This window comes from Streptomyces sp. NPDC006733 (genome assembly GCF_040636125.1).
Classification (GTDB): Bacteria; Actinomycetota; Actinomycetes; order Streptomycetales; family Streptomycetaceae; genus Actinacidiphila.
On sequence record NZ_JBEYJD010000002.1, the window covers coordinates 211,156 to 230,447 of the forward strand.

General features: G+C 72.8%; 19 protein-coding genes. 12 read left to right on the forward strand and 7 right to left on the reverse strand.

What is annotated here, in order from left to right; genetic code table 11:
• Positions 1–99: 99 nt before the first annotated feature.
• The gene (locus ABZ721_RS03200) at positions 100–1,464 is read right to left on the reverse strand and encodes an FAD-dependent oxidoreductase (RefSeq protein ID WP_358786825.1); all 1,365 of its coding nucleotides are present in this window, start codon (positions 1,462–1,464) and stop codon (positions 100–102) included.
• A 117-nt stretch (positions 1,465–1,581) separates the two neighbouring features.
• On the opposite strand from ABZ721_RS03200, the gene ABZ721_RS03205 reads away from it, so the two are divergent.
• Positions 1,582–1,722, forward strand: a complete 141-nt coding sequence (locus tag ABZ721_RS03205) for a hypothetical protein (protein ID WP_358786826.1) — start codon at positions 1,582–1,584, stop codon at positions 1,720–1,722.
• 83 nt (positions 1,723–1,805) lie between these two features.
• Here the strand turns inward: ABZ721_RS03205 and ABZ721_RS03210 are convergent, their stop codons facing one another.
• Positions 1,806–2,228 (reverse strand): secondary thiamine-phosphate synthase enzyme YjbQ, encoded by a 423-nt coding sequence (locus ABZ721_RS03210; RefSeq protein ID WP_358786827.1) that lies wholly within the window; start codon positions 2,226–2,228, stop codon positions 1,806–1,808.
• Between the two features lie 103 nt (positions 2,229–2,331).
• Between ABZ721_RS03210 and ABZ721_RS03215 the strand changes: the two genes are divergently transcribed.
• The 10 genes from ABZ721_RS03215 (at position 2,332) to ABZ721_RS03260 (ending at position 11,996) form a co-directional block, all read left to right on the forward strand.
• A complete protein-coding gene (locus tag ABZ721_RS03215; RefSeq protein ID WP_358786987.1) occupies positions 2,332–2,415 on the forward strand; it encodes a putative leader peptide in 84 nt (27 codons plus the stop codon).
• A 137-nt stretch (positions 2,416–2,552) separates the two neighbouring features.
• Positions 2,553–3,413 carry an ABC transporter permease gene (locus tag ABZ721_RS03220; RefSeq protein ID WP_358786828.1) on the forward strand — a complete coding sequence of 287 codons (861 nt, stop codon included), beginning with the start codon at positions 2,553–2,555 and terminating at the stop codon, positions 3,411–3,413.
• Positions 3,386–4,168, forward strand: a complete 783-nt coding sequence (locus ABZ721_RS03225; protein ID WP_358786829.1) for an ABC transporter ATP-binding protein — start codon at positions 3,386–3,388, stop codon at positions 4,166–4,168. Before ABZ721_RS03220 ends, ABZ721_RS03225 begins: the two co-directional genes overlap by 28 nt.
• A 29-nt stretch (positions 4,169–4,197) precedes the next feature.
• On the forward strand, positions 4,198–5,235 hold the full coding sequence (locus ABZ721_RS03230; RefSeq protein ID WP_358786830.1) for an ABC transporter substrate-binding protein: 1,038 nt from the start codon (positions 4,198–4,200) through the stop codon (positions 5,233–5,235).
• A complete protein-coding gene (locus ABZ721_RS03235) occupies positions 5,235–6,443 on the forward strand; it encodes an LLM class flavin-dependent oxidoreductase (protein ID WP_358786831.1) in 1,209 nt (402 codons plus the stop codon). The genes ABZ721_RS03230 and ABZ721_RS03235 overlap by 1 nt, the downstream gene beginning before the upstream one ends.
• A 142-nt stretch (positions 6,444–6,585) precedes the next feature.
• Positions 6,586–7,536: a glycoside hydrolase family 3 N-terminal domain-containing protein gene (locus ABZ721_RS03240; protein ID WP_358786832.1), complete on the forward strand. Its 951-nt coding sequence runs from the start codon at positions 6,586–6,588 to the stop codon at positions 7,534–7,536.
• Between the two features lie 111 nt (positions 7,537–7,647).
• On the forward strand, positions 7,648–8,829 hold the full coding sequence (locus ABZ721_RS03245; protein WP_358786988.1) for an NAD(P)-binding domain-containing protein: 1,182 nt from the start codon (positions 7,648–7,650) through the stop codon (positions 8,827–8,829).
• A 232-nt stretch (positions 8,830–9,061) separates the two neighbouring features.
• Positions 9,062–9,832, forward strand: coding sequence for a (Fe-S)-binding protein (locus ABZ721_RS03250; RefSeq protein WP_358786833.1), 771 nt, complete (start codon positions 9,062–9,064; stop codon positions 9,830–9,832).
• Positions 9,829–11,304, forward strand: coding sequence for a lactate utilization protein B (locus tag ABZ721_RS03255; protein WP_358786834.1), 1,476 nt, complete (start codon positions 9,829–9,831; stop codon positions 11,302–11,304). The genes ABZ721_RS03250 and ABZ721_RS03255 overlap by 4 nt, the downstream gene beginning before the upstream one ends.
• Positions 11,301–11,996, forward strand: a complete 696-nt coding sequence (locus tag ABZ721_RS03260) for an LUD domain-containing protein (protein ID WP_358786835.1) — start codon at positions 11,301–11,303, stop codon at positions 11,994–11,996. The genes ABZ721_RS03255 and ABZ721_RS03260 overlap by 4 nt, the downstream gene beginning before the upstream one ends.
• 112 nt (positions 11,997–12,108) lie before the next feature.
• On the opposite strand, the gene ABZ721_RS03265 is transcribed toward ABZ721_RS03260, so the two are convergent.
• Positions 12,109–12,495 carry a hypothetical protein gene (locus ABZ721_RS03265; RefSeq protein ID WP_358786836.1) on the reverse strand — a complete coding sequence of 129 codons (387 nt, stop codon included), beginning with the start codon at positions 12,493–12,495 and terminating at the stop codon, positions 12,109–12,111.
• 95 nt (positions 12,496–12,590) lie between these two features.
• Entirely contained in the window at positions 12,591–14,408 is a 1,818-nt protein-coding gene (locus ABZ721_RS03270; RefSeq protein WP_358786837.1) for an ABC transporter ATP-binding protein, read from the reverse strand.
• A 118-nt stretch (positions 14,409–14,526) separates the two neighbouring features.
• Here ABZ721_RS03270 and ABZ721_RS03275 point away from each other — a divergent pair, with 118 nt between their 5' ends.
• Positions 14,527–15,051, forward strand: a complete 525-nt coding sequence (locus ABZ721_RS03275; protein ID WP_358786838.1) for a MarR family transcriptional regulator — start codon at positions 14,527–14,529, stop codon at positions 15,049–15,051.
• 32 nt (positions 15,052–15,083) lie between these two features.
• On the opposite strand, the gene mscL is transcribed toward ABZ721_RS03275, so the two are convergent.
• From mscL to ABZ721_RS03290, 3 genes are all read right to left on the reverse strand, one after another.
• Positions 15,084–15,530, reverse strand: coding sequence for a large conductance mechanosensitive channel protein MscL (gene mscL, locus ABZ721_RS03280; protein ID WP_358786839.1), 447 nt, complete (start codon positions 15,528–15,530; stop codon positions 15,084–15,086).
• A gap of 73 nt (positions 15,531–15,603) precedes the next feature.
• A complete protein-coding gene (locus ABZ721_RS03285; protein WP_358786840.1) occupies positions 15,604–17,349 on the reverse strand; it encodes a carbohydrate-binding module family 20 domain-containing protein in 1,746 nt (581 codons plus the stop codon).
• A gap of 161 nt (positions 17,350–17,510) precedes the next feature.
• Complete coding sequence (locus tag ABZ721_RS03290) at positions 17,511–19,154, reverse strand: peptide-N4-asparagine amidase (protein WP_358786841.1); 1,644 nt, start codon at positions 19,152–19,154, stop codon at positions 17,511–17,513.
• Between the last annotated feature and the right edge of the window lie 138 nt (positions 19,155–19,292).

Sequence of the window (19,292 nt, forward strand, 5' to 3'; positions counted from 1 at the left end):
GATGGCGGCAAGGACAGGGTTGTGACGATTCCCGCCATCGCGGGGACGGACGAACGGCCCGGGCTCCTGCCCGGGCCGTTCGTCGTGGGTGCGCGGTGGCTACGCGCCGCTGGCGTCCAGCATGTCCTCGCGCTCGACGAGCTTCACCCGCTCGCGGCCCTGGGGCTCGCCCAGCGCCTTCTCCGCGGCGTCCAGCCGGTACCAGCCCTCCCAGGTGGTGAAGCGGACGCCGCGCTCGCCGAGGAACGCCTCCACGTCCTCCGGGGCGGGCGAGGCGGGCGTCAGCAGCCGGCCGTTCGCGTGGTCGTCCAGCAGGCTGGCGACCGTCTCGTTGGCGTCGCCCTTGGTGTGGCCGATCAGCCCGACGGGGCCGCGCCGGATCCACCCGGTGACGTACGTCGACCGCAGGTGCTCGCCGGTCTCCTCGATCACCCGGCCGCCCTGGTCGGGAACCGTGCCGGACTCGACGTCCCAGGGCAGCTTGGGCAGCTCGTCGGAGAGGTAGCCCACCGCCCGGTAGACCGCGCTGACGTCCCAGTCCTTGAAGGTGCCGGTGCCCGTGACGTTGCCCGTGCCGTCGAGCGCGGTGCGCTCGGTGCGCAGCCCCACGACCTCGCCGTTCTCGCCGAGGATCTCGACGGGCGACTCGAAGAAGTGCAGGAACAGCTTGTGCGGCCGGTCGCCGACGTCGCGGATCGCCCAGTTCTCCAGCGTCTTGGCCACCATGTCGGACTGCTTGTTGCCGCGCCGGGTCGCGATCGAGCCGTCGTCGTAGTCGATGTCCTCGGGGTCGACGATGACCTCGATGTTCGGCGAGTGGTCCAGCTCCCGCAGCTCCATCGGGCTGAACTTCGCCTGCGCGGGACCGCGGCGCCCGAAGACGTGGACCTCCAGCGCCTTGTTGGCCTTCAGCCCCTCGTGCACGTTCGGCGGGATCTCGGTCGGCAGCAGCTCCTCCGCGGTCTTGGCGAGGATGCGCGCCACGTCGAGCGCGACATTGCCGACCCCGAGGACCGCGACCTTCTCCGCTTCGAGCGGCCAGGTCCGCGGCACGTCCGGGTGCCCGTCGTACCAGGAGACGAAGTCGGCCGCACCGTACGATCCGGCCAGGTCACTGCCGGGAAGGTCGAGCGCCCGGTCGGCCGTCGCGCCCGTGGAGAAGATCACCGCGTCGTAGAACGTGCGCAGGTCGTCGAGGCTGATGTCGTTCGGGTAGTCCACGTTCCCGAAGAGCCGCACCTGCGGCTTGTCGAGCACCTGGTGCAGGGCGGTCACGATGCCCTTGATCCGCGGGTGGTCGGGCGCGACACCGTAACGGATCAGCCCGAACGGCGCCGGCATCCGCTCGAACAGGTCGATGGACACACCGGGCGTGACGGCCGCCGGGGACTTCAGCAGCGCGTCGGCTGCGTAGATCCCGGCAGGCCCGGCTCCGACTATCGCTACCCGCACAGGGCGAAGCATGATCAGTTTCCCTTCGAGCGGTAACACGCGGACTCGACGGGAAGCCTAAACTAAGGCGACGAACACCGCGGTTCCCGCAAGCGCATCCAGCTCGCCGTCGACCTGCTCACCTTCTGCGTGGTCCCGCTGGCCGCGATATCCGGCTACTGGCTGCTGGGCCCGGCCCGCTGGCCGCTGATCGCCGTTTCGGTCGCGGAGACCGCCATGGTGGCCGGCCTTGCCGCCCAGACCGTGCGCTACGCCGATCTGGGGCGGTGAGGGCGAGGGCAGTCTCCCGGCCCTGCTGGAACCGGCCGGCGTGGCCGAACCCGTGCCCATGACTGGCGGGCCTGGCCCGTGTTCTAGCCCAGGAACGACAGCCGCACCTGCCGCCGCGGGTTGTCCACGTTCGTGTCCACCAGGACGACCGACTGCCAGGTACCCAGTTCCAGGTGGCCGGCGATGACCGGGAGGGTGGCGTGTGGCGGGATCAGGGCGGGGAGGACGTGGTCTCGGCCGTGGCCCGGGGTGCCGTGGCGGTGGCGCCAGCGGTTGTCGGCCGGAAGGAGGTCGTGCAGGGCCGCCAGGAGGTCGTCGTCGCTGCCCGCTCCGGTCTCCATGACGGCGATGCCCGCGGTGGCGTGCGGGACGAAGACGTTGAGCAGCCCGTCGCGGCCGTGTGCGGTCTCGGCGAGGAAGGCGGCGCAGGCGGCGGTGAGGTCGTGGACCGTCTCGCTGGAGCCGGTCGGGATGTCGAGGGTGCGGGTGGTGAACGCGTCGGCCATGCCTCCATGGTCGCGCAACGGCGGCGGTTGCGCGTTTGAGATGGCCGTCCGGGTGGCGAGACAACGTTGACCGGGCTCGGTGCGGCTCGCTAGGTTCTCCCGCATGTTGCGTCCCGTTCTGCTCACCACGCGCGGTCACATCGACCTGCTGCGGGTGGCCTCCGCCGCGTGTCCTCACGGCTGCTGACGCCTTCTCACCGGCTCGTCCTTCTTCTCCCGCCTCGTCCTTGAGCGCGCTCCCGGGCTGATCCCGTAGGGATCCCGCCTGTCCTGGGGCCTGCGCACCGAGGCGTGCCGCCGTCTGCCCTCCGCCATGGAGCCGCCATGCCCACCGTCGATTCTCCGCCGGACATATCCGTTATTTCCGAGCAGGATTCCGCCATTGAGCTGGAACCCCTCGTCTCGGCCTCCTCCCGCCGCCGCCCCGTGCCGCGCTGGCTGCGCCGCACCGCCGGGCCGCTGCTCCTGCTGGCCCTGTGGCAGGTGCTGAGCGCCACCGGGGTGCTGGAGCCCGACATCCTCGCCTCCCCCGGCACCATCGCGCGGGCCGGGAAGGAGCTGATCGCGGACGGGACGCTGCCGTCCGCGATGCTGGTGTCGCTCCAACGCGTCGCGCTGGGGCTGCTGTTCGGCGTGCTGGCGGGTACCGCGCTCGCGCTGGTCTCCGGGCTCTCCCGACTCGGCGAGGACCTCGTCGACGCGAGCGTGCAGATGCTGCGCACCGTGCCGTGGGTCGGCCTGATCCCGCTGTTCATCATCTGGCTCGGCATCGGCGAGGCGCCCAAGATCGCGCTGATCTCGCTGGGCGTCGCCTTCCACCTCTACCTGAACGTCTACGCGGGCATCCGCGGCGTGGACGAGCAGCTCATCGAAGCCGGGACCTCGCTCGGGCTGTCCCGCTGGGGCCTGGTGCGGCACGTCGTCCTGCCCGGCGCGCTGCCGGGGGCGATGACGGGGCTGCGCTACTCGCTGGCGACAGCCTGGCTCGCGCTGGTGTTCAGCGAGCAGATCAACGCCGACGACGGCATCGGCTTCGTGATGAACCAGGCCCGCGAGTTCTTCAGGACCGACGTGATCGTGGTCTGCCTCGTCGTCTACGCCTTCCTCGGCCTGACCGCCGACATCGTCGTCCGCTCTCTCGAAAGGCTGCTGCTGCAATGGCGACCGACCTTCACCGGAAAGTGACCCGGAACAACGAGGTCAAGGATCTCAGGGCCGAGCGTCCCGCCACCGCCGTCCACGTCGAGGGGCTGACCCGCTCCTTCGACGGGCGCGCCGTGATCGACCGGCTCGACCTCGACATCCGGCCGGGCGAGTTCACCGCCCTGCTCGGGCGCAGCGGCTGCGGCAAGAGCACGCTGCTGCGGGTGCTGGCCGGTCTCGACCGCGAGGTCGAGGGTTCGGTGCTGGTGCCCCGGCGGCGTGCGGTGGCCTTCCAGTCGCCGCGGCTGATGCCGTGGAAGCGGGTGTGGCGCAACGTCCTGCTCGGGCTGCCCGGCCACCCCGACCGGTCGGTCGCGGAGCGGGCCCTGGAGGAGGTCGGGCTCGGCCACCGCTCCGGCGCCTGGCCCAAGACGCTCTCCGGCGGCGAGGCCCAGCGCGCGTCGCTGGCCCGGGCGCTGGTGCGCGAGCCGGATCTGCTGCTGCTCGACGAGCCGTTCGGCGCGCTGGACGCGCTGACCCGGATCACCGCCCAGCGGCTGGTCGGCGAGTTGTGGCAGCGGCGCGGGTGCGCGGTGCTGCTCGTCACCCATGACGTGGACGAGGCGCTGCTGCTGGCCGACCGCGCGCTGGTGATGGAGGACGGCGTGATCGCCCACGACAACCCCGTCGCGCTGCCGCGCCCCCGCGATCCGGGCGACCCCCGCTTCGTCGAACTGCGCTCCCGCCTGCTCGACCAGCTCGGCGTCGACAACCACCTGTCCGCGCAAGCGGCCTGACGACCCCTTCGGAACGGAAGAGACCCCTCATGAAACGACGCTTCGCCCCCGCCCTGCTGCTCCCGCTCGCCCTCCTGCTGACCGCCTGCGGCGGGTCGTCCGCCGCCGCCGACGCCGCGGGCTCCTCGCAGAAGGGCGGCCTGAGCGGCGTCACGCTCAACGTCGGTGACCAGAAAGGCGGCTCCGAGGCGATCCTGCGGGCCGCCGGGCAGCTCGACAACGTCCCGTACAAGATCAAATGGTCGACCTTCACCTCCGGTCCACCGCTGCTCGAAGCGGTCAACGCGCGGGCGGTGGACATCGGCGGGGTCGGCAACACCCCGCCGGTCTTCGCGGCCGGCGCGCACTCGAAGATCACGGTGGTGGGCGCCTCGCACGGCTCCTCCGCCGGTGAGGTGATCGCGGTGCCCAAGGACTCGGACCTGAAGTCGGTGGCTGACCTCAAGGGCAGGTCGGTGGCGGTGGCGCAGGGCAGCTCCGCCCACTTCCAACTGGTCGCCTCGCTCGCGAAGGCGGGCCTGGAGCTCGACGACGTCAAGGTCAGCTACCTGCAGCCGGCCGACGCGCTGGCGGCGTTCAGCCGGGGCAAGGTCGACGCCTGGGCCATCTGGGACCCGTACACCTCCCAGGTCCTGCGCAAGGCGGACGCCCGGATCCTGGCCACCGGTGAGGGCGTCGTCAACGGGCTGGCCTTCCAGGTCGCCGCGCCCGGGGCGCTGGCCGACAAGAACAAGGCCCAGGCGGTCGGCGACTACCTCACGCGGCTGCGCCGGGCCCAGGACTGGGCGCACGGCCACCCCGAGGAGTGGGCGAAGGTGTGGTCGAAGGAGACCGGCCTGCCGTACGAGGTCGCGCTCGACGCGGTGAAGCGCAGCAGCGGCACCCGGGTGACGGTGGCCGTGGACGACGCCGCGATCGCGTCCGAGCAGAAGATCGCCGACACCTTCGCCGACCTGAAGCTCATCCCCAACCGCTTCACGTTCAAGGACTTCGTCGACCAGCGCTTCAACGGCGACCTGCCGGCTTCCGACGCTCCGGCGCACTCCTACGGAAAGGCCTCATCCTGATGTCCGTGCACCTGCACTGGTTCCTGCCCACGGGCGGGGACGGCCGGACGCTCGTCGACCGCCACGCCTACACCGACGGCGGCATCAAGCGCTCGCGGATCACCCCGATCAGCGGCGTCCGCGCGCCCGACATCGACTACCTGGCGCAGATCGCCCGCGCGGCCGACCAGTTGGGCTTCGAGGGGGTGCTGACGCCGACCGGCACCTGGTGCGAGGACGCCTGGCTGACGACGGTGGCGCTGTCGCAGCACACCGACCGGCTGAAGTTCCTGGTGGCGTTCCGGCCCGGCGTCATCTCGCCGGTGCTGGCGGCCCAGATGGCGGCCACCTACCAGCGCATCACCCGCGGCCGGCTGATGCTGAACGTCGTGACCGGCGGTGACTCCACCGAGCAGAAGCGCTTCGGCGACCACCTGGACCACGACAGCCGCTACGCCAGGACCGACGAGTTCCTGACGGTGGTGCGCGGTGCCTGGGAGGGCCGGCCCTACGACTTCCAGGGCGAGCACTACCAGGTGGAGGGCGGGCTGGTGGCGCTGCCGCCCGAGCCGCGCCCGCCGATCTTCTTCGGCGGCTCGTCGGCCGCCGCGGGGCCGGTCGCGGCCCGCAACGCGGACGTCTACCTGACGTGGGGTGAGCCGCCGGAGCAGGTCAAGCAGAAGATCGGCTGGATCCGCGGGCTCGCCGAGAAGGAGGGCCGCACGGTCCGGTTCGGCATCCGGATGCACGTCATCTCGCGCGACTCCTCGAAGGAGGCCTGGGCGACGGCGAACCGGCTGCTGGACGACCTCGACGAGGACACCGTCGCCGCCGCGCAGCAGGCGCTGGGCAAGAGCGAGTCGGTGGGCCAGCAGCGGATGCTGGCGCTGCACGGCGGCTCCCGCGACAAGCTGGAGATCTCCCCCAACCTGTGGGCGGGGGTGGGTCTGGTGCGCGGCGGCGCGGGCACGGCGCTGGTCGGCAACCACGCCGAGGTCGCGGACCGGATCGAGGAGTACCACGCCCTGGGCGTCGAGCACTTCGTGCTCTCCGGCTACCCGCACCTGGAGGAGGCGTACTGGTTCGGCGAGGGCGTGACGCCCGAGTTGGCGGCACGCGGCCTCCTCGAGACCGTCCCCGGCTCGCCGTTGGCAGGGGTTCCGGCCGCCAACGGCCGTCCGGCGTCCGCGCCGGGCGGCGCGCCGCTGCTGCTCGCCGGGGGGCGTTGAGCGGCGGCGGAATCGGCGGCTGCCCGTCCGTCCGGAGGCTGTTTCCAGCCGGACGGGCAGCCGTCTTCTGATTGGTCTGGACCATTTGGACGCTCTCGGGATACCCTCCCACTGCCGCCGCGCGCCAAAGGGGGACAGCGACGTGAACACCCAGCACCGAATCGCCGCACTGGTCGACGCCTGCCTGCTCCCCTCCTGCCGCACCGAGCGGCTGCCGGAGTGGATACGGCTCGGGCTCGACCGGGGCATGCCGGGCGTGGTCGTCTGCGCGCGCACCCCCGACGCCTCGCGCCGGATCACGGCCGCGCTGCACGAGCGGCTTCCGGACGGCCTCACCGGCCGTCCCGGCGGGGCTCCGGGCCGGCGTGGACGGTACGGAAACGATTCCGGAAACGGCGGCAGCGGCAGTTCCGCGGCGGCCGAACTGGTCTCCCTGGGTACGAACCTGCACCTCGGCGTCCGGCCCGCGCTGCGGGCCGACGAGACCCGGGTCTTCGTCACCGACCTCCAGGCGCACGGCGTCGCCGCGGCCCTCGGCCCCTTCACGGGCGAGGGCCCGCTGCGGCCGTTCGCCGAGGGGGCAGCGGCCGGAGTACGGGCGATCACCGCCGGACGGACGCCGGCGCCGGGCGGCGACGGCGTCCCGGCCACCCTCAGCGCCCGGGCCGTGACGGGCGTGCTGCGCGGGGAACTCGGCTACGGCGGGGTGGTGGTCAGCGACACGCTCGACGCGCCGTCGATCGTCGACGGCTGGGGCGTGCCGGGCGCGGCGGTGCTGGCCTGGATCGCCGGCGTCGACCTCGTCCAGCTCGGCCCGGCGTGCGGCGCGGGGGTGCACGAAGCGATCCACACCGCCGCCGCCCGCGCGGTGGCCGACGGGGACCTCTCCCCCGCCCGGCTGGAGGAGGCCGCGGAGCGGGTGGCCCGGCTGCGGCGCTGGGCCTCGGAGCCCCGGATGCCGGCGCCCGCGCCCGTCTCAGCCCTCACGCCCGTGCCCGCGGAGCGGGGCCCCGCAGCCGATGCGGCGCCGGTCCCGGCCGCCGGCTCCGCGCGCGCCGCCGCCCCGGCACGCGCCACGGCCACCGGCCGCTGACGCCTCGGCCGGACACCACCGCCACGGCTCCCGACCCGCGCCCGGACCCTGACATCCGCGCCCCGCGGGAAGCTTTCCGCACGTCCCAAGGTTGGTAGAACCGTGAACGACTTGAGCGGAGCGCACGAGGTCGACGTCGCCGTCATCGGTGCCGGGCAGGCGGGCCTGTCGGGCGCGTACTTCCTCACCCGGGCCGGACTGCGGCCCGACGAGGGCTTCGCCGTGCTGGACCACTCCCCCGGCCCCGGCGGCGCGTGGCAGTTCCGCTGGCCCTCGCTCACCTACGCCAAGGCCCACGGCGTCCACGACCTGCCCGGCCTCCCGCTGGAGGGCGCCGACCCGGCCCGGCCCTCGGCCGAGGTCGTCTCCGAGTACTTCGCGCGCTACGAGCGCGCCTTCGACCTGCGGGTGCACCGCCCGGTGAACGTGTCGGCGGTCCGCGAAACGGGCGGCGGACGGCTGCTCGTCGAGACGGACGCCGGAGCGTGGTCCGCCCGCGCGCTGATCAACGCCTCCGGCACCTGGGACCGCCCCTTCGTCCCGCACTACCCGGGCCAGGAGACCTTCCGCGGCCGCCAGCTGCACACCGCGGGCTACCGGGGCGCGGCGGAGTTCGCGGGCCGCCGGGTGATCGTCGTCGGCGGCGGGACCTCGGCCGTGCAGCTGCTGATGGAACTCGCGGAGGTCGCCGACACCACCTGGGTCACCCGCCGTCCGCCGGTCTTCCGCGACCAGCCGTTCGACGAGGACTGGGGGCGGGCCGCGATCGCGCTCGTCGAGGAGCGGGTCAGGGCCGGGCTGCCGCCGCAGAGCGTCGTCAGCGTCACCGGACTCGCGGCCACCGAGGCGGTGCGCGCCGCGCGGGCGCGCGGCATCCTGGACCCGCTGCCCGCGTTCGACCGCGTCACCGAGGACGGCGTCGCCTGGGACGACGGCCGCGAGCTGCGGGCCGACGTCATCCTGTGGGCCACCGGCTTCCGCGCCGCCCTCGACCACCTCGCGCCGCTGCGGCTGCGCGAGCCCGGCGGCGGCATCCGGCTGGAGGGCACCACCCGGGTCGCGAAGGACCCCCGCGTCCACCTCATCGGCTACGGGCCCTCGGCCAGCACCATCGGCGCCAACCGGGCCGGGCGCTCGGCGGTGCGCGAGATCCGCGAACTCCTCGCGGGCGGAGCGGAGACGGGCAGAGCGAAGGCGGGCGGCACGGGGACGAGCGGGGCGGAGGCGGGCGGCACGGAGACGGGCGGAACGGCGGGGACCACGCCCGTACGGGCTGCCGCGCTCGCGCACTGACGCCCGTACAGTCCGCCGCGCTGACGCACTGACCGCCCGGGCGCGGGGAGCGTAACCTTCCGCCCATGGTCAACTCGCGCTCACGGCGGGAGCTCCCCGCCCAGCCCCGCGCCCTCACCGCGCCCGCCCCCGGGGCGCCACGCGGCCGCCGGAAGACGGCATCTGCGGCTGCGCAGCAGAAAACATCCGATGTCTGCTTCCGCCTGATCGCGCGCTACGGCAGTATGAGCCCATGCGCGTAGCCCTCTTCGTCACCTGCGTGAACGACATGCTCTACCCGGACACCGGGCGGGCCACCGTGGCGCTGCTCGAGCGGCTGGGCGTCGACGTCGACTTCCCGGCGGCGCAGACCTGCTGCGGGCAGCCCCAGTTCAACACCGGCTACCGGCACGAGACCGAGCCGCTGGTGCACCGGTACGCGGCCGCGTTCGAGGGGTACGACCACATCGTGACCCCGTCCGGGTCGTGCGCGGCGATGGTCCGCGAGAACTATCCGCGGATCGGGGCGAAGGCCGCCGCCGAGGGGCGCGGCAACGCCCTCGCGGAAGCGGCCGCCTCGGTGGTGCCCAGGACGTACGAACTCACGGAGTTCCTGGTGGACGTGTTGAAGGTGACCGACGTCGGGGCGTACTTCCCGCACACGGTCGCCTACCACCCCACCTGCCACGGGCTGCGGGTGCTGGGGCTCGGGCAGCGTCCGCGCGCCCTGCTGGAGAACGTCGCGGGCCTGCAGCTGCGCGAGCTGGAGGGCGCGGAGGAGTGCTGCGGCTTCGGCGGCACCTTCGCCGTCAAGAACCCCGCGGTCTCCGGTGCGATGGGCGCGGACAAGACCCGGCACGTCGGCGCGACCGGTGCCGCCACCGTCTGCACCGTCGACAACTCCTGTCTCATGCACATCGGCGGCACGCTGGCCCGCGAGGGCTCGCCGGTCCGCCCGGTGCACATCGCCGAGATCCTCGCCGCGACCCAGGATCACCCCTATCCGATGGAAGAGGTCCGATGAGCGGCACGTATCTGGGGATGCCGGCCTTCCCGCAGGCGGCCGAGAAGTCCACCCGGGACACCCAGCTGCGCGGCAACCTCCGCCATGCCACGCACACCATCCGCGCCAAACGCGCCGCGGCGGTCGCCGAACTGGACGACTGGGCGGAGCTGCGGGCCGCCGGCGCCGCCGTCAAGGACCGGACGCTGCGCCATCTCGACCACTACCTGGAGCAGTTGGAGGCGGCGGTCACGGCCGCGGGCGGCGTGGTGCACTGGGCGGCCGACGCCGAGGAGGCCAACCGGATCGTGACGGAGCTCGTCCGCGCCACCGGCGAGACCGAGGTCGTCAAGGTCAAGTCGATGGCCACCCAGGAGATCGGCCTCAACGAGGCCCTCGGCGCGGCCGGCATCCACGCCTACGAGACGGACCTCGCCGAGCTGATCGTCCAGCTCGGCGACGACCTCCCGTCGCACATCCTGGTCCCGGCGATCCACAAGAACCGCTCCGAGATCCGCGACATCTTCACCGAGCGGATGGGCGACTGGGGCCGGGCGGCGCCCGAGGGGCTGTCCGACGAGCCCGCCGACCTCGCGGACGCGGCCCGGCTGCACCTGCGGGAGAAGTTCCTGCGCGCCAAGGTCGCCGTCTCCGGCGCGAACTTCATGGTCGCCGAGACCGGCACCCTCGTCGTCCTGGAGTCGGAAGGGAACGGCCGGATGTGCCTGACCCTGCCCGAGACCCTGATCTCGGTCGTCGGCATCGAGAAGACCATCCCGACCTGGCAGGACCTGGAGATCTACCTCCAGACGCTGCCGCGCTCCTCGACCGCCGAGCGGATGAACCCGTACACCTCGACCTGGACCGGCATCACGCCGGGCGACGGGCCGCAGACGTTCCACCTGGTGCTGCTCGACAACGGCCGCACCGACACCCTCGCCGACACCGTCGGCCGCCAGGCGCTGCGCTGCATCCGCTGCTCCGCCTGCCTGAACGTCTGCCCGGTCTACGAGCGGGCCGGCGGCCACGCGTACGGCTCCGCGTACCCCGGCCCCATCGGCGCGATCCTCACCCCGCAACTGCGCGGCACCGCCTCCGCGCTGGACGCGTCGCTGCCGTACGCGTCGACGCTGTGCGGCGCCTGCTACGAGGTCTGCCCGGTCGCGATCGACATCCCCGAGGTCCTGGTCCACCTGCGCGAACGGGTGGTCGAGGGCGGAGCGGTGACGCTGCGCGGCACCCGGGCCGTCATCAGGCCGGCCAAGGGGCACGCCGCCGAGCGGGCCGCGATGCGGGCCGCCCGCTGGACACTCGACCACCCGGCCGCGCTCCGCGCCGGCCAGCGGCTGGCCGCCCGCACCCGGCGGCTGCACCCGGCGCGGCTGCCGGGGCCGGGACGCGCCTGGTCCGCGACGCGCGAACTGCCGGACGTGCCCGCCGAATCGTTCCGCGACTGGTGGCAGCGCACCCGGGGAGAGGGAAAGAGCACATGAGCGACCCGAGTCCCGAACAGGGCCCTTCGATCCACCCGGTCCACGCGGGCAGCCGGGAGCGGGTCCTCGGGCGGATCCGCCGCGCGCTGGCCGACGTGCCGCGCGACGAGCTGCCCGGCAGCGTCCCGCTGGAGCGCGGCTACCTGCGGGTGCACGGATCGCGCACCCCGGAGCAGACCGCCGGGCTGCTGGCCGAGCATCTCGCGGACTACCGCGCGCTGGTGCACCGGTGTGCGGCCGACGGGCTCCCGGCGCTGATCGCCGCCCTGCTCGCCGCGCGCGGCGCCCGTTCCGCGGTCGTCCCCGACGGGCTGCCCGACGGCTGGCTCTCCGCGGTGACCGGGGTGGAGTTCGTCGCGGACACCGCCGACCTGACGGCGCGTGAACTCGACGCGGTGGACAGCGTGGTGACCGGCTGCGCGGTGGCCGTCGCCGAGACCGGCACCATCGTGCTGGACGGCTCCGGGGGGCAGGGCCGGCGCCGCATCACCCTCGTGCCGGACCACCACGTCTGCGTGGTGCTGGCCCCCGGCCAGATCGTCGACTCGATCCCGGAGGCGATGGAACGCCTCGACCCCGCCCGCCCGCTGACCTGGATCTCCGGCCCCTCCGCCACCAGCGACATCGAGCTCGACCGGGTCGAGGGCGTGCACGGCCCGCGGACGCTGGAAGTGATCCTGGTCGACGCGTGACGCGACTGGTCCCCGCTGAGGCGTGAACGGGTCCGGTGCTGGTCGACGCGTGACGGGTCCGGCCCTGTCGACGTGTGGGCGGAGACGGGAGAGCGGGGCGGCTTCGCGGGGGTCAGCCCTGGCGGCGCGCCGCCTCCTGCCGGCTGACCCGCAGCGCCCACAGCACCAGTGGGACCTGGACCGGCAGCCGCAGCAGGGCCGCGGTCCGCTGCGGCGCGGGGCGGTGGCGCCAGTCGTAGGCCATCTTCACGTTGGCCGGGAAGACGGCGGTGAGCAGCCCCGCCGCGAGCAGTCCGCCGACGCGGCGGGTGGCGGGCACGGCGACGGCACCGGCCACCGCGAGTTCGACCACCGCGCTGCCGTAGGTCCAGGTGCGCGGGGTGCCCGGCAGGGCGCGCGGGATCGTCGCGTCGAACACCTTCGGCAGCAGGACGTGGGCCGCGGCGCCGCCGGCGAGGAGCCCGACGAGGAGTCGGGCGGAGCGCTCGTGGGAAACCAACGCGGGTACCTCCGGAGGTGGGGCGACGGGTCCCCGCCGGGGGCGGGGCGTCGCTACCTTACCCGTGAGTCAGTTCCGGTGGGAGCCGCTCGCGGTCACGCCGTCTTGGCGAGTTCGGCGGTGGACAGCCGCTCGTCGCGGCGGACCAGGGCGGCGTAGCGGCCGTCGTGCGCCAGCAGTTCGTCGTGGTTGCCGCGTTCGACGATCCGGCCCGCGTCGAGGACCACGATCTCGTCGGCGTCGCGGACGGTGGAGAGCCGGTGGGCGATGGTGATGGTGGTGCGGCCGGCGGACAAAGCGTCGATGGCTTCCTGGACGGCCTGTTCCGTGCGGGTGTCGAGCGCACTGGTGGCCTCGTCGAGGACGAGGACCGGCGGGTCGCGCAGGATGGTGCGCGCGATGGCCAGCCGTTGCTTCTCGCCGCCGGAGAAGCGGTAGCCGCGTTCGCCGACGAGGGTGTCGTAGCCGTCGGGGAGGCCGGCGATGTGCTCGTGGATCTGCGCGGCCTTCGCCGCGGCGACGATGTCCTCGTCGGTGGCGTCGGGCTTGGCGAAGCGCAGGTTCTCGGCGACCGAGGCGTGGAAGAGGTAGGTCTCCTGGGCGACGACGCCGACCGTCGCGGCGAGCGTGTCGAAGGCGAGGTCGCGGACGTCGGTGCCGTCGATCGTCACCCGGCCGCCCGTCACGTCGTACAGCCGGGGCACCAGATAGCTGAGCGTGCTCTTGCCGGAGCCCGTCGACCCGACGATGGCCAGGCTGCCGCCGGCCGGCACGGCGAGGTCGATGCCGTGCAGCGTGCGGGGCGCGCCGGAGGGGTCGTACGAGAAGTCGACGTGCTCGAAGCGGACGTCGCCGCGGGCGCGGTCCATGCGGACCGGGTCGGCGCGCTCGGTGATGTCGACGGGCAGGTCGAGGTACTCGAAGATGCGCTGGAAGAGCGCGAGCGAGGTCTGCACCTGGACGCCGGTCGACAGCAGGCTGACGGTCGGACGGAACAGGCCCTGCTGGAGCGAGACGAAGGCGACGAGGGTGCCGATGGACAGGGCGGGCCCGCCGTTGCTCATGGTCAGGCCGGCGGCCCAGTACAGCAGCGCGGGCATGGCCGCCATGACGATGCCGATGGTGGACATCCGCCACCGCCCGGCCATGTTGGAGCGCACCTCGAGGTCGACCAGCCGCTCGGACTCCTCGGAGAAGGAGCGCGCCAGCGAGTCGGAGCGGCCCATGGTGCGGCCGAGCAGGATGCCGCTGACGGAGAGCGATTCGGTGACGATCGCCGACATGGACGCCATCTGCTTCTGCCGCTGGGTGGTGATCTTCTTGCGCTCACGGCCGACGCGGCGGCTGATCCACACGAAGACCGGGAGCAGCAGCAGCGAGACGATCGTCAGCCGCCAGTCCAGGGCGAGCATCGCGACCACGGAGGCGATGACGGCGGTGAGGTTGGAGACCAGCGAGGTCGCGGTGGAGGTCACCGTCGCCTGCATGCCGCCGATGTCGTTGGCGATGCGGGACTGCACCTCGCCGGTGCGGGTCCTGGTGAAGAAGGCGAGCGACATGCGCTGGAGCTGCTCGTAGACCGACGTGCGCAGGTCGTGCATGACGCGCTGGCCGACGGTGGTCGATATCAGGGTCTGGAGCACGCCGAAGACGCTGGTGACGACGGCGGTGGCGATCATGCCGAGGGCGAGCAGGCTGAGCAGCCCGGTGCGGCCCTGCGGGATCGCGGTGTCGAGGATCGCCTTCAGCAGGAACGGCGAGGCGACCGAGACGAGGGAGGAGAGCGCGACGAGCACGCCCACGACGGCGAGCCTGCCGCGGTAGGGACGGAAGAGCCGCACGATGCGGCGTACGTCGGCGGGGTTGTCCGGATCTTTGGGCGGTGGCGTCCACCGGGTCTTGTCGGGGTGCAAAGGACTCCTTGGAAGGGTGCTGAGGGGTGCGCGGGCCGGACGGGGCCGGGCCGACTTTAGGAGTGTAGGTCATTGTTACCTATGTTCACAATGACTTACATCCTGATATCCTCGGGCCATGGATCCTCGCACCACCACCGCGACCGAACGCCTCACCGCCGAGACCGCTGCCGAGTCGGCCGCCGACTCCGCGGCGGACTCCGCCGCCGAGACCACCGGGCACCTCGCCGACCAGTTGTTGCAGCTGACCAAGCGGCTGCACCGCGCCCAGCGGCGGCACCTGGAGCCGCTGGGCATCACCCCGGCCCAGTCCCGGCTGCTGCGGACCGTCGCGCACAGCGAGGAACCGCCGCGGATGGCGGATCTGGCCCAGCGGCTGGATGTCGTGCCGCGCGCGGTGACCACGCTGGTCGACGCGCTGGAGGCACACGACCTGGTGCGCCGGATCCCCGATCCGGCCAGCCGCCGGGTGATCCGCATCGAGCTGACGGGGACCGGCGGCGCGATGCTGCACCGGCTGCGGCTGGCCCGCCGGGCGGCCGCCGAGGACCTGCTGGCCCCGCTGGACACCGGGCAGCGGGAGTCGCTGACCGCGCTGCTCGCGGCCCTGGACGCGGCGGCGCCCCCTCGGCAGCGCTGCTGAAGCGTGCCGAGGGGGCGCCGGGGCGGTGCCCGTTACTGCGGGGAGGAGACGCGCTGGGCGGCACCGTTCTCGGAGGGGGCCTGCTGCACCTGGGCGGTGCAGGCGCTGCACCGGCGGGCGGCCTGGGGTATCGGGGTCAGGCACTCCGGGCACTCCCGCATCGGAGCCGCCGCGGCCTTCGGGAAGAACCGCTCCTGCATCCGGTTCATCGGCAGGATGACCAGGAAGTAGATCACCGAGGCGACGATCACGAAGCTGATCGCCGCGTCGATGAACGCGCCGTAGGGGAAGGTCACGCCCGAGACGGTGAACGCCTTGCGGGAGTAGTCCCCGGAAGCCCCTGACATGAGCCCGACGATCGGGGTCAGGAACGCCTTGACGAATCCGCTGACGAGTGCGGTGAAGGCCGCACCGACCACGATGCCGACCGCGAGTTCGACGACGTTGCCGCGCAGCAGGAACGTACGAAAGCCCTTCATAGCTCAGGAAATCCCCTCTGTGATCACGAACTGGAATGTGCCAGTCTCCCCTGATCCGGCCATCCGTTCACCATCACCCGCGCCAGCTGTCGCCGAGTGACACCTTTCCGCTCGCGGGCACCGTGGCGGTGCGGTTGGCCCCGGTCTCCCAGGTCGCGTTCCCTGCGGCGTCCTTGCGTATGTACTTGTACTCGAACGACGTTCCCGCGCCCAGCGCGACGTCGAGCTTCCACACCGGATAGGCCGCCGACGACAGCAGCAGCGCCTTGCCGGTGTCCCAGTTGCCGAGGGTTGCGTTGTTCCCCGTGACGTAGATGTTCTGGCCGGGGGTGGTCGTGGCGTTCACCGCGAAGGAGGCGCCGGAGGCCGGGGTGGTCCCCCCGCCGCCGCCACCGGCGCAGCTCGCGCCGACGTAGAGCGCCACCGCGTCGTTGGCGCCGATGGTGGCGGTGAACCGGCCGTCGGAGCCGACGGTGTAGCTGCTGCCGGAGTGCTGGACGTCGCAGTAGCTGCCCGCCGGGAGCGAGGTGGTGTACGTCTGGGTGAGCGCGCCGCTCTCGTGGTTGATCGCGACGAAGCCCTTGCTGCCGCGGCCGAACGCGATGGCGTTGCCGCCGTTGGACCACCAGTTGGTCACCGCCGTGCCGGAGACGGCGTTGCGGAAGCCGACCATGCCGGTGATCTGCGGCCAGGCGTGCTGGCACTTCCATCCGTCGGCGTAGCAGGAGTTGACGGTGCCGCCGTTGGGCGGGCCGGAGTCGTTGTCGGAGAACTCGTAGCCCGAGTAGACGTTCGGCGATCCGTAGGGCCAGGCCAGCAGGTAGACGTTGGCGAGGGTGTAGGTGGCGCCGGCCTTGTAGTTGAGGGTCGAGCCGTTGCGCTCGGTGTCCCAGTTGTCGGTGAAGGTCCGCGCGCTGCCGCTGGGCAGGTAGCCCCAGGAGGCGCCCCAGTTGCTCAGGTACGACAGCTTCTCGCTGGTGAAGATCCGCTTGAGGTCGGTGGCGGCGCGGAACTCGTCCACGTCCCCGGTGCCGGTGTACTCGCCGGGCTGCACCGCCTCGCCCGCCCCGTAGATGGCCTCCTGCGCCCAGTAGATCCCCGGGTTGCTGAGCTTGGACTTGATGGCGGCGAGGTCACCGGCCGCCATGTGCTTGGCCGCGTCGATCCGGAAGCCGTCGGCGCCCAGCGAGATCAGGTTGTTGAGGTAGCCGGCGATGGTGGAGCGGACGTAGTCGCTGCCGGTGTCCAGGTCCGAGAGCCCGACGAGCTCGCAGTTCTGGACGTTGCTCCGGTCGGCGTAGTTGGTGATGTTGCTGCGGCAGGAGTGGAAGTCCCGGTCCTGGTAGTAGCCGGGGTAGTTGTACTTCGAGTAGGTCGTGCCACCGGTCCCGGTGCCGGAGCCGGCCGCCATGTGGTTGATCACCGCGTCGGCGATGACCTTGACGCCGGCGCTGTGACAGGTGTCCGTCATGCGCCGGAACGCGGCGCTGTCACCGAGCCGTCCGGCGATCTTGTAGCTGACCGGCTGGTACGAGGTCCACCACTGGCCGCCCTGGATCTGCTCCTGGGCCGGGGAGACCTCCACGAAGCCGTAGCCTGCCGGGCCGAGCGTGTCGGTGCACGCCTTGGCGACGGAGTCGAAACGCCACTCGAAGAGGGTGGCAGTGACGTCCTTGGCGCCGGGCGGCGCCGCCTGCGCGGGCTGCTGGGCGGCGAGGGTCAGGCCGGTCGCGGCGAGCAGCGCGGCGAGCGCGCCGTGCAGGACCCGGGACCTGCGGAGGCGAAGGGCTCGGGGTACTGGGGATGTGCGGGATGGCATGAGCGGCTCCTCCGGAGTGCGGGCACAGCTGTGCCCTCGAAGGCAGCCCGCGCCAAGCCGCCGGGTGGGGGGGTGCGGAACCCCGCGTCCCACGGGGTTCCGCCGAGGAGCTTCCCGCCGCGACCGTGAGCACGTCAAGAGATCAGTACAACTAATTTCAGCTACTTGCTGAAAACTCTTTCAAACGTGCGGTCCTCCGTCAGGGCGCCCTGCGCGGTCGCGATCCGACGGTCGTAGTGGACGCCGGGACCGGATATCCGGTAGCGCTCGGACGACGTCCCGGTGGCGTGCCGCTGCTCGCGCGGCACATTGAGGGTGAAGGACGCGTCGCCCTGGTAGACGTCGTCCAGCAGCGACCGGCTCACCGTCCGGCCACCCCGCGCGACGACGGTATCGGCCCGGTCGCCGAGCCGCATCACCGTGCGCAGCCGGTCGGCCGCGCCGACCGAGGTGCGGCCGTCCATCGTGTAGGCGCGGCGCACCGCCGTGCCGGTCGCCGGGCCGCGGCCGGCCGTGGTCACCGCCTCGTCGTCGGTCCACCGGGCGGTCAGCGCGTCCGTGCTCTCGTCGGCGTTCCACCGGTGGGTGGACGTGGCGGACAGCGTGCGGCGCACGGTGGTGGCGACCCGCCCGTGCGACGTGTCGACATAGCCGGCGACCGTCAGGTCATGGCTGCCGGTCGCGTCCAGGGCGCGTTCGTCGCCCGGCCGGTAGGAGGTCGAGACGGCCGGGGTGCCCTCCCGGAGCGCGGTCAGCGCGCCGGGGACGTGCGCGCGGTGCGCGTCCCGCCAGACCAGTACGTTCGTCGGCACGCTCCACCCGCTCTGCCCCTCGGGCACGCCCAGCACCGAGACCTCGACGCGGTGCGCCTTCCCGTCGTTGAGCAGCCCGGCGAACGGCGTCAGGTCGTACTCGACGGGTCTGACGTCGAAGGCGCGCGGGCCCGGGATGACGTACCAGAGGAAGGGGTTGGACCAGCCGCCGGTCCACACGGTCGGGAACGGCGCGGCGATGCCGGCCAGCCGGCCGTCCACCCGCAGCTGCACCTCCCGGTAGGGGCCGCCGGCCTGGCAGGAGTACGGCACGTCGGCGGGGACCGCCAGGTACCAGAACTCCTCGCAGCCGCCGCCCGACCCGGTGGCGTACACCTCGGCGACGATCCGCTCGCTGTTGCGCGGCGTGGTGAGGTCGCCGACGAGCGCCGTGCCCTCGCCGTGCGCCCCGGCCAGGGTCAGCACCTGATCAGGCACGGCACCCGCCGGACCGCCGCCGCCCGCGCCGCGCCGCGGGTAGAACGTCAGCGAGACCCTGACGTCGATCACCCCGGTGTACGTGTCGTTGACGACGTTGCCGATGAGCATCTCGACCGGCTGCGGCCCGCGCAGCACGGCCGCGTACCGGGTGACGTCCTTCTCGACGCTCCACGCGATCCCCTCCGGCGACGGCTCGGGCGTCGAGGTCGCCAGCACCTCCACCCCGCCGATCCGCAGGTATCCCAGCCGGTCGTACTGCCGCCCGGCGACCTTGCCGTCCAGCCGCAGGACGACCTTGCTCCAGCGGTCGCCGCAGGCGCGCGGCGGGGTGTACGTGCCCGTGTACGGCGTGAAGTCCCTGAACTGCGCCTCCACGATCCGCGTGGTGCAGGAAGGTCCGCCGGGGGTCGTGACGGGCGGGGCGGCCGTCAGGGGGTCGTGCCAGTCGGTGCCGAACTCGGCCGGGGGCGCGGTGGTGGCCGCGGCGGCCGGGCCCGCGAGAAGCGCGAGCCCCACTGCCGCGGCGAGCGCCGCGAGTATCCGTCGTCCCACGCGGTGGTGCCTCCTGTCGTGCGATGGCCTTGCGTGACAGCGGACAGCTTGGCCCGGTCGCGCGCCGCGCGACAGACCGCCTCGCACCGCGCCGGTACCGAGGACGACCCCGCGGGCGATCTTGCCCCAAAACCGGCT

What these genes read in the sequence shown, in the direction of transcription:
- ABZ721_RS03200 (WP_358786825.1), bottom strand. Translation starts at nt 1,464, where the DNA reads ATGCTTCGCCCTGTGCGGGTAGCGATAGTCGGAGCCGGGCCTGCCGGG.
- ABZ721_RS03210 (WP_358786827.1), bottom strand. Translation starts at nt 2,228, where the DNA reads ATGGCCGACGCGTTCACCACCCGCACCCTCGACATCCCGACCGGCTCC.
- ABZ721_RS03215 (WP_358786987.1), top strand. Translation starts at nt 2,332, where the DNA reads ATGTTGCGTCCCGTTCTGCTCACCACGCGCGGTCACATCGACCTGCTG.
- ABZ721_RS03220 (WP_358786828.1), top strand. Translation starts at nt 2,553, where the DNA reads ATGCCCACCGTCGATTCTCCGCCGGACATATCCGTTATTTCCGAGCAG.
- ABZ721_RS03225 (WP_358786829.1), top strand. Translation starts at nt 3,386, where the DNA reads ATGGCGACCGACCTTCACCGGAAAGTGACCCGGAACAACGAGGTCAAG.
- ABZ721_RS03230 (WP_358786830.1), top strand. Translation starts at nt 4,198, where the DNA reads ATGAAACGACGCTTCGCCCCCGCCCTGCTGCTCCCGCTCGCCCTCCTG.
- ABZ721_RS03235 (WP_358786831.1), top strand. Translation starts at nt 5,235, where the DNA reads ATGTCCGTGCACCTGCACTGGTTCCTGCCCACGGGCGGGGACGGCCGG.
- ABZ721_RS03250 (WP_358786833.1), top strand. Translation starts at nt 9,062, where the DNA reads ATGCGCGTAGCCCTCTTCGTCACCTGCGTGAACGACATGCTCTACCCG.
- ABZ721_RS03255 (WP_358786834.1), top strand. Translation starts at nt 9,829, where the DNA reads ATGAGCGGCACGTATCTGGGGATGCCGGCCTTCCCGCAGGCGGCCGAG.
- ABZ721_RS03260 (WP_358786835.1), top strand. Translation starts at nt 11,301, where the DNA reads ATGAGCGACCCGAGTCCCGAACAGGGCCCTTCGATCCACCCGGTCCAC.
- ABZ721_RS03275 (WP_358786838.1), top strand. Translation starts at nt 14,527, where the DNA reads ATGGATCCTCGCACCACCACCGCGACCGAACGCCTCACCGCCGAGACC.
- mscL (WP_358786839.1), bottom strand. Translation starts at nt 15,530, where the DNA reads ATGAAGGGCTTTCGTACGTTCCTGCTGCGCGGCAACGTCGTCGAACTC.
- ABZ721_RS03285 (WP_358786840.1), bottom strand. Translation starts at nt 17,349, where the DNA reads ATGCCATCCCGCACATCCCCAGTACCCCGAGCCCTTCGCCTCCGCAGG.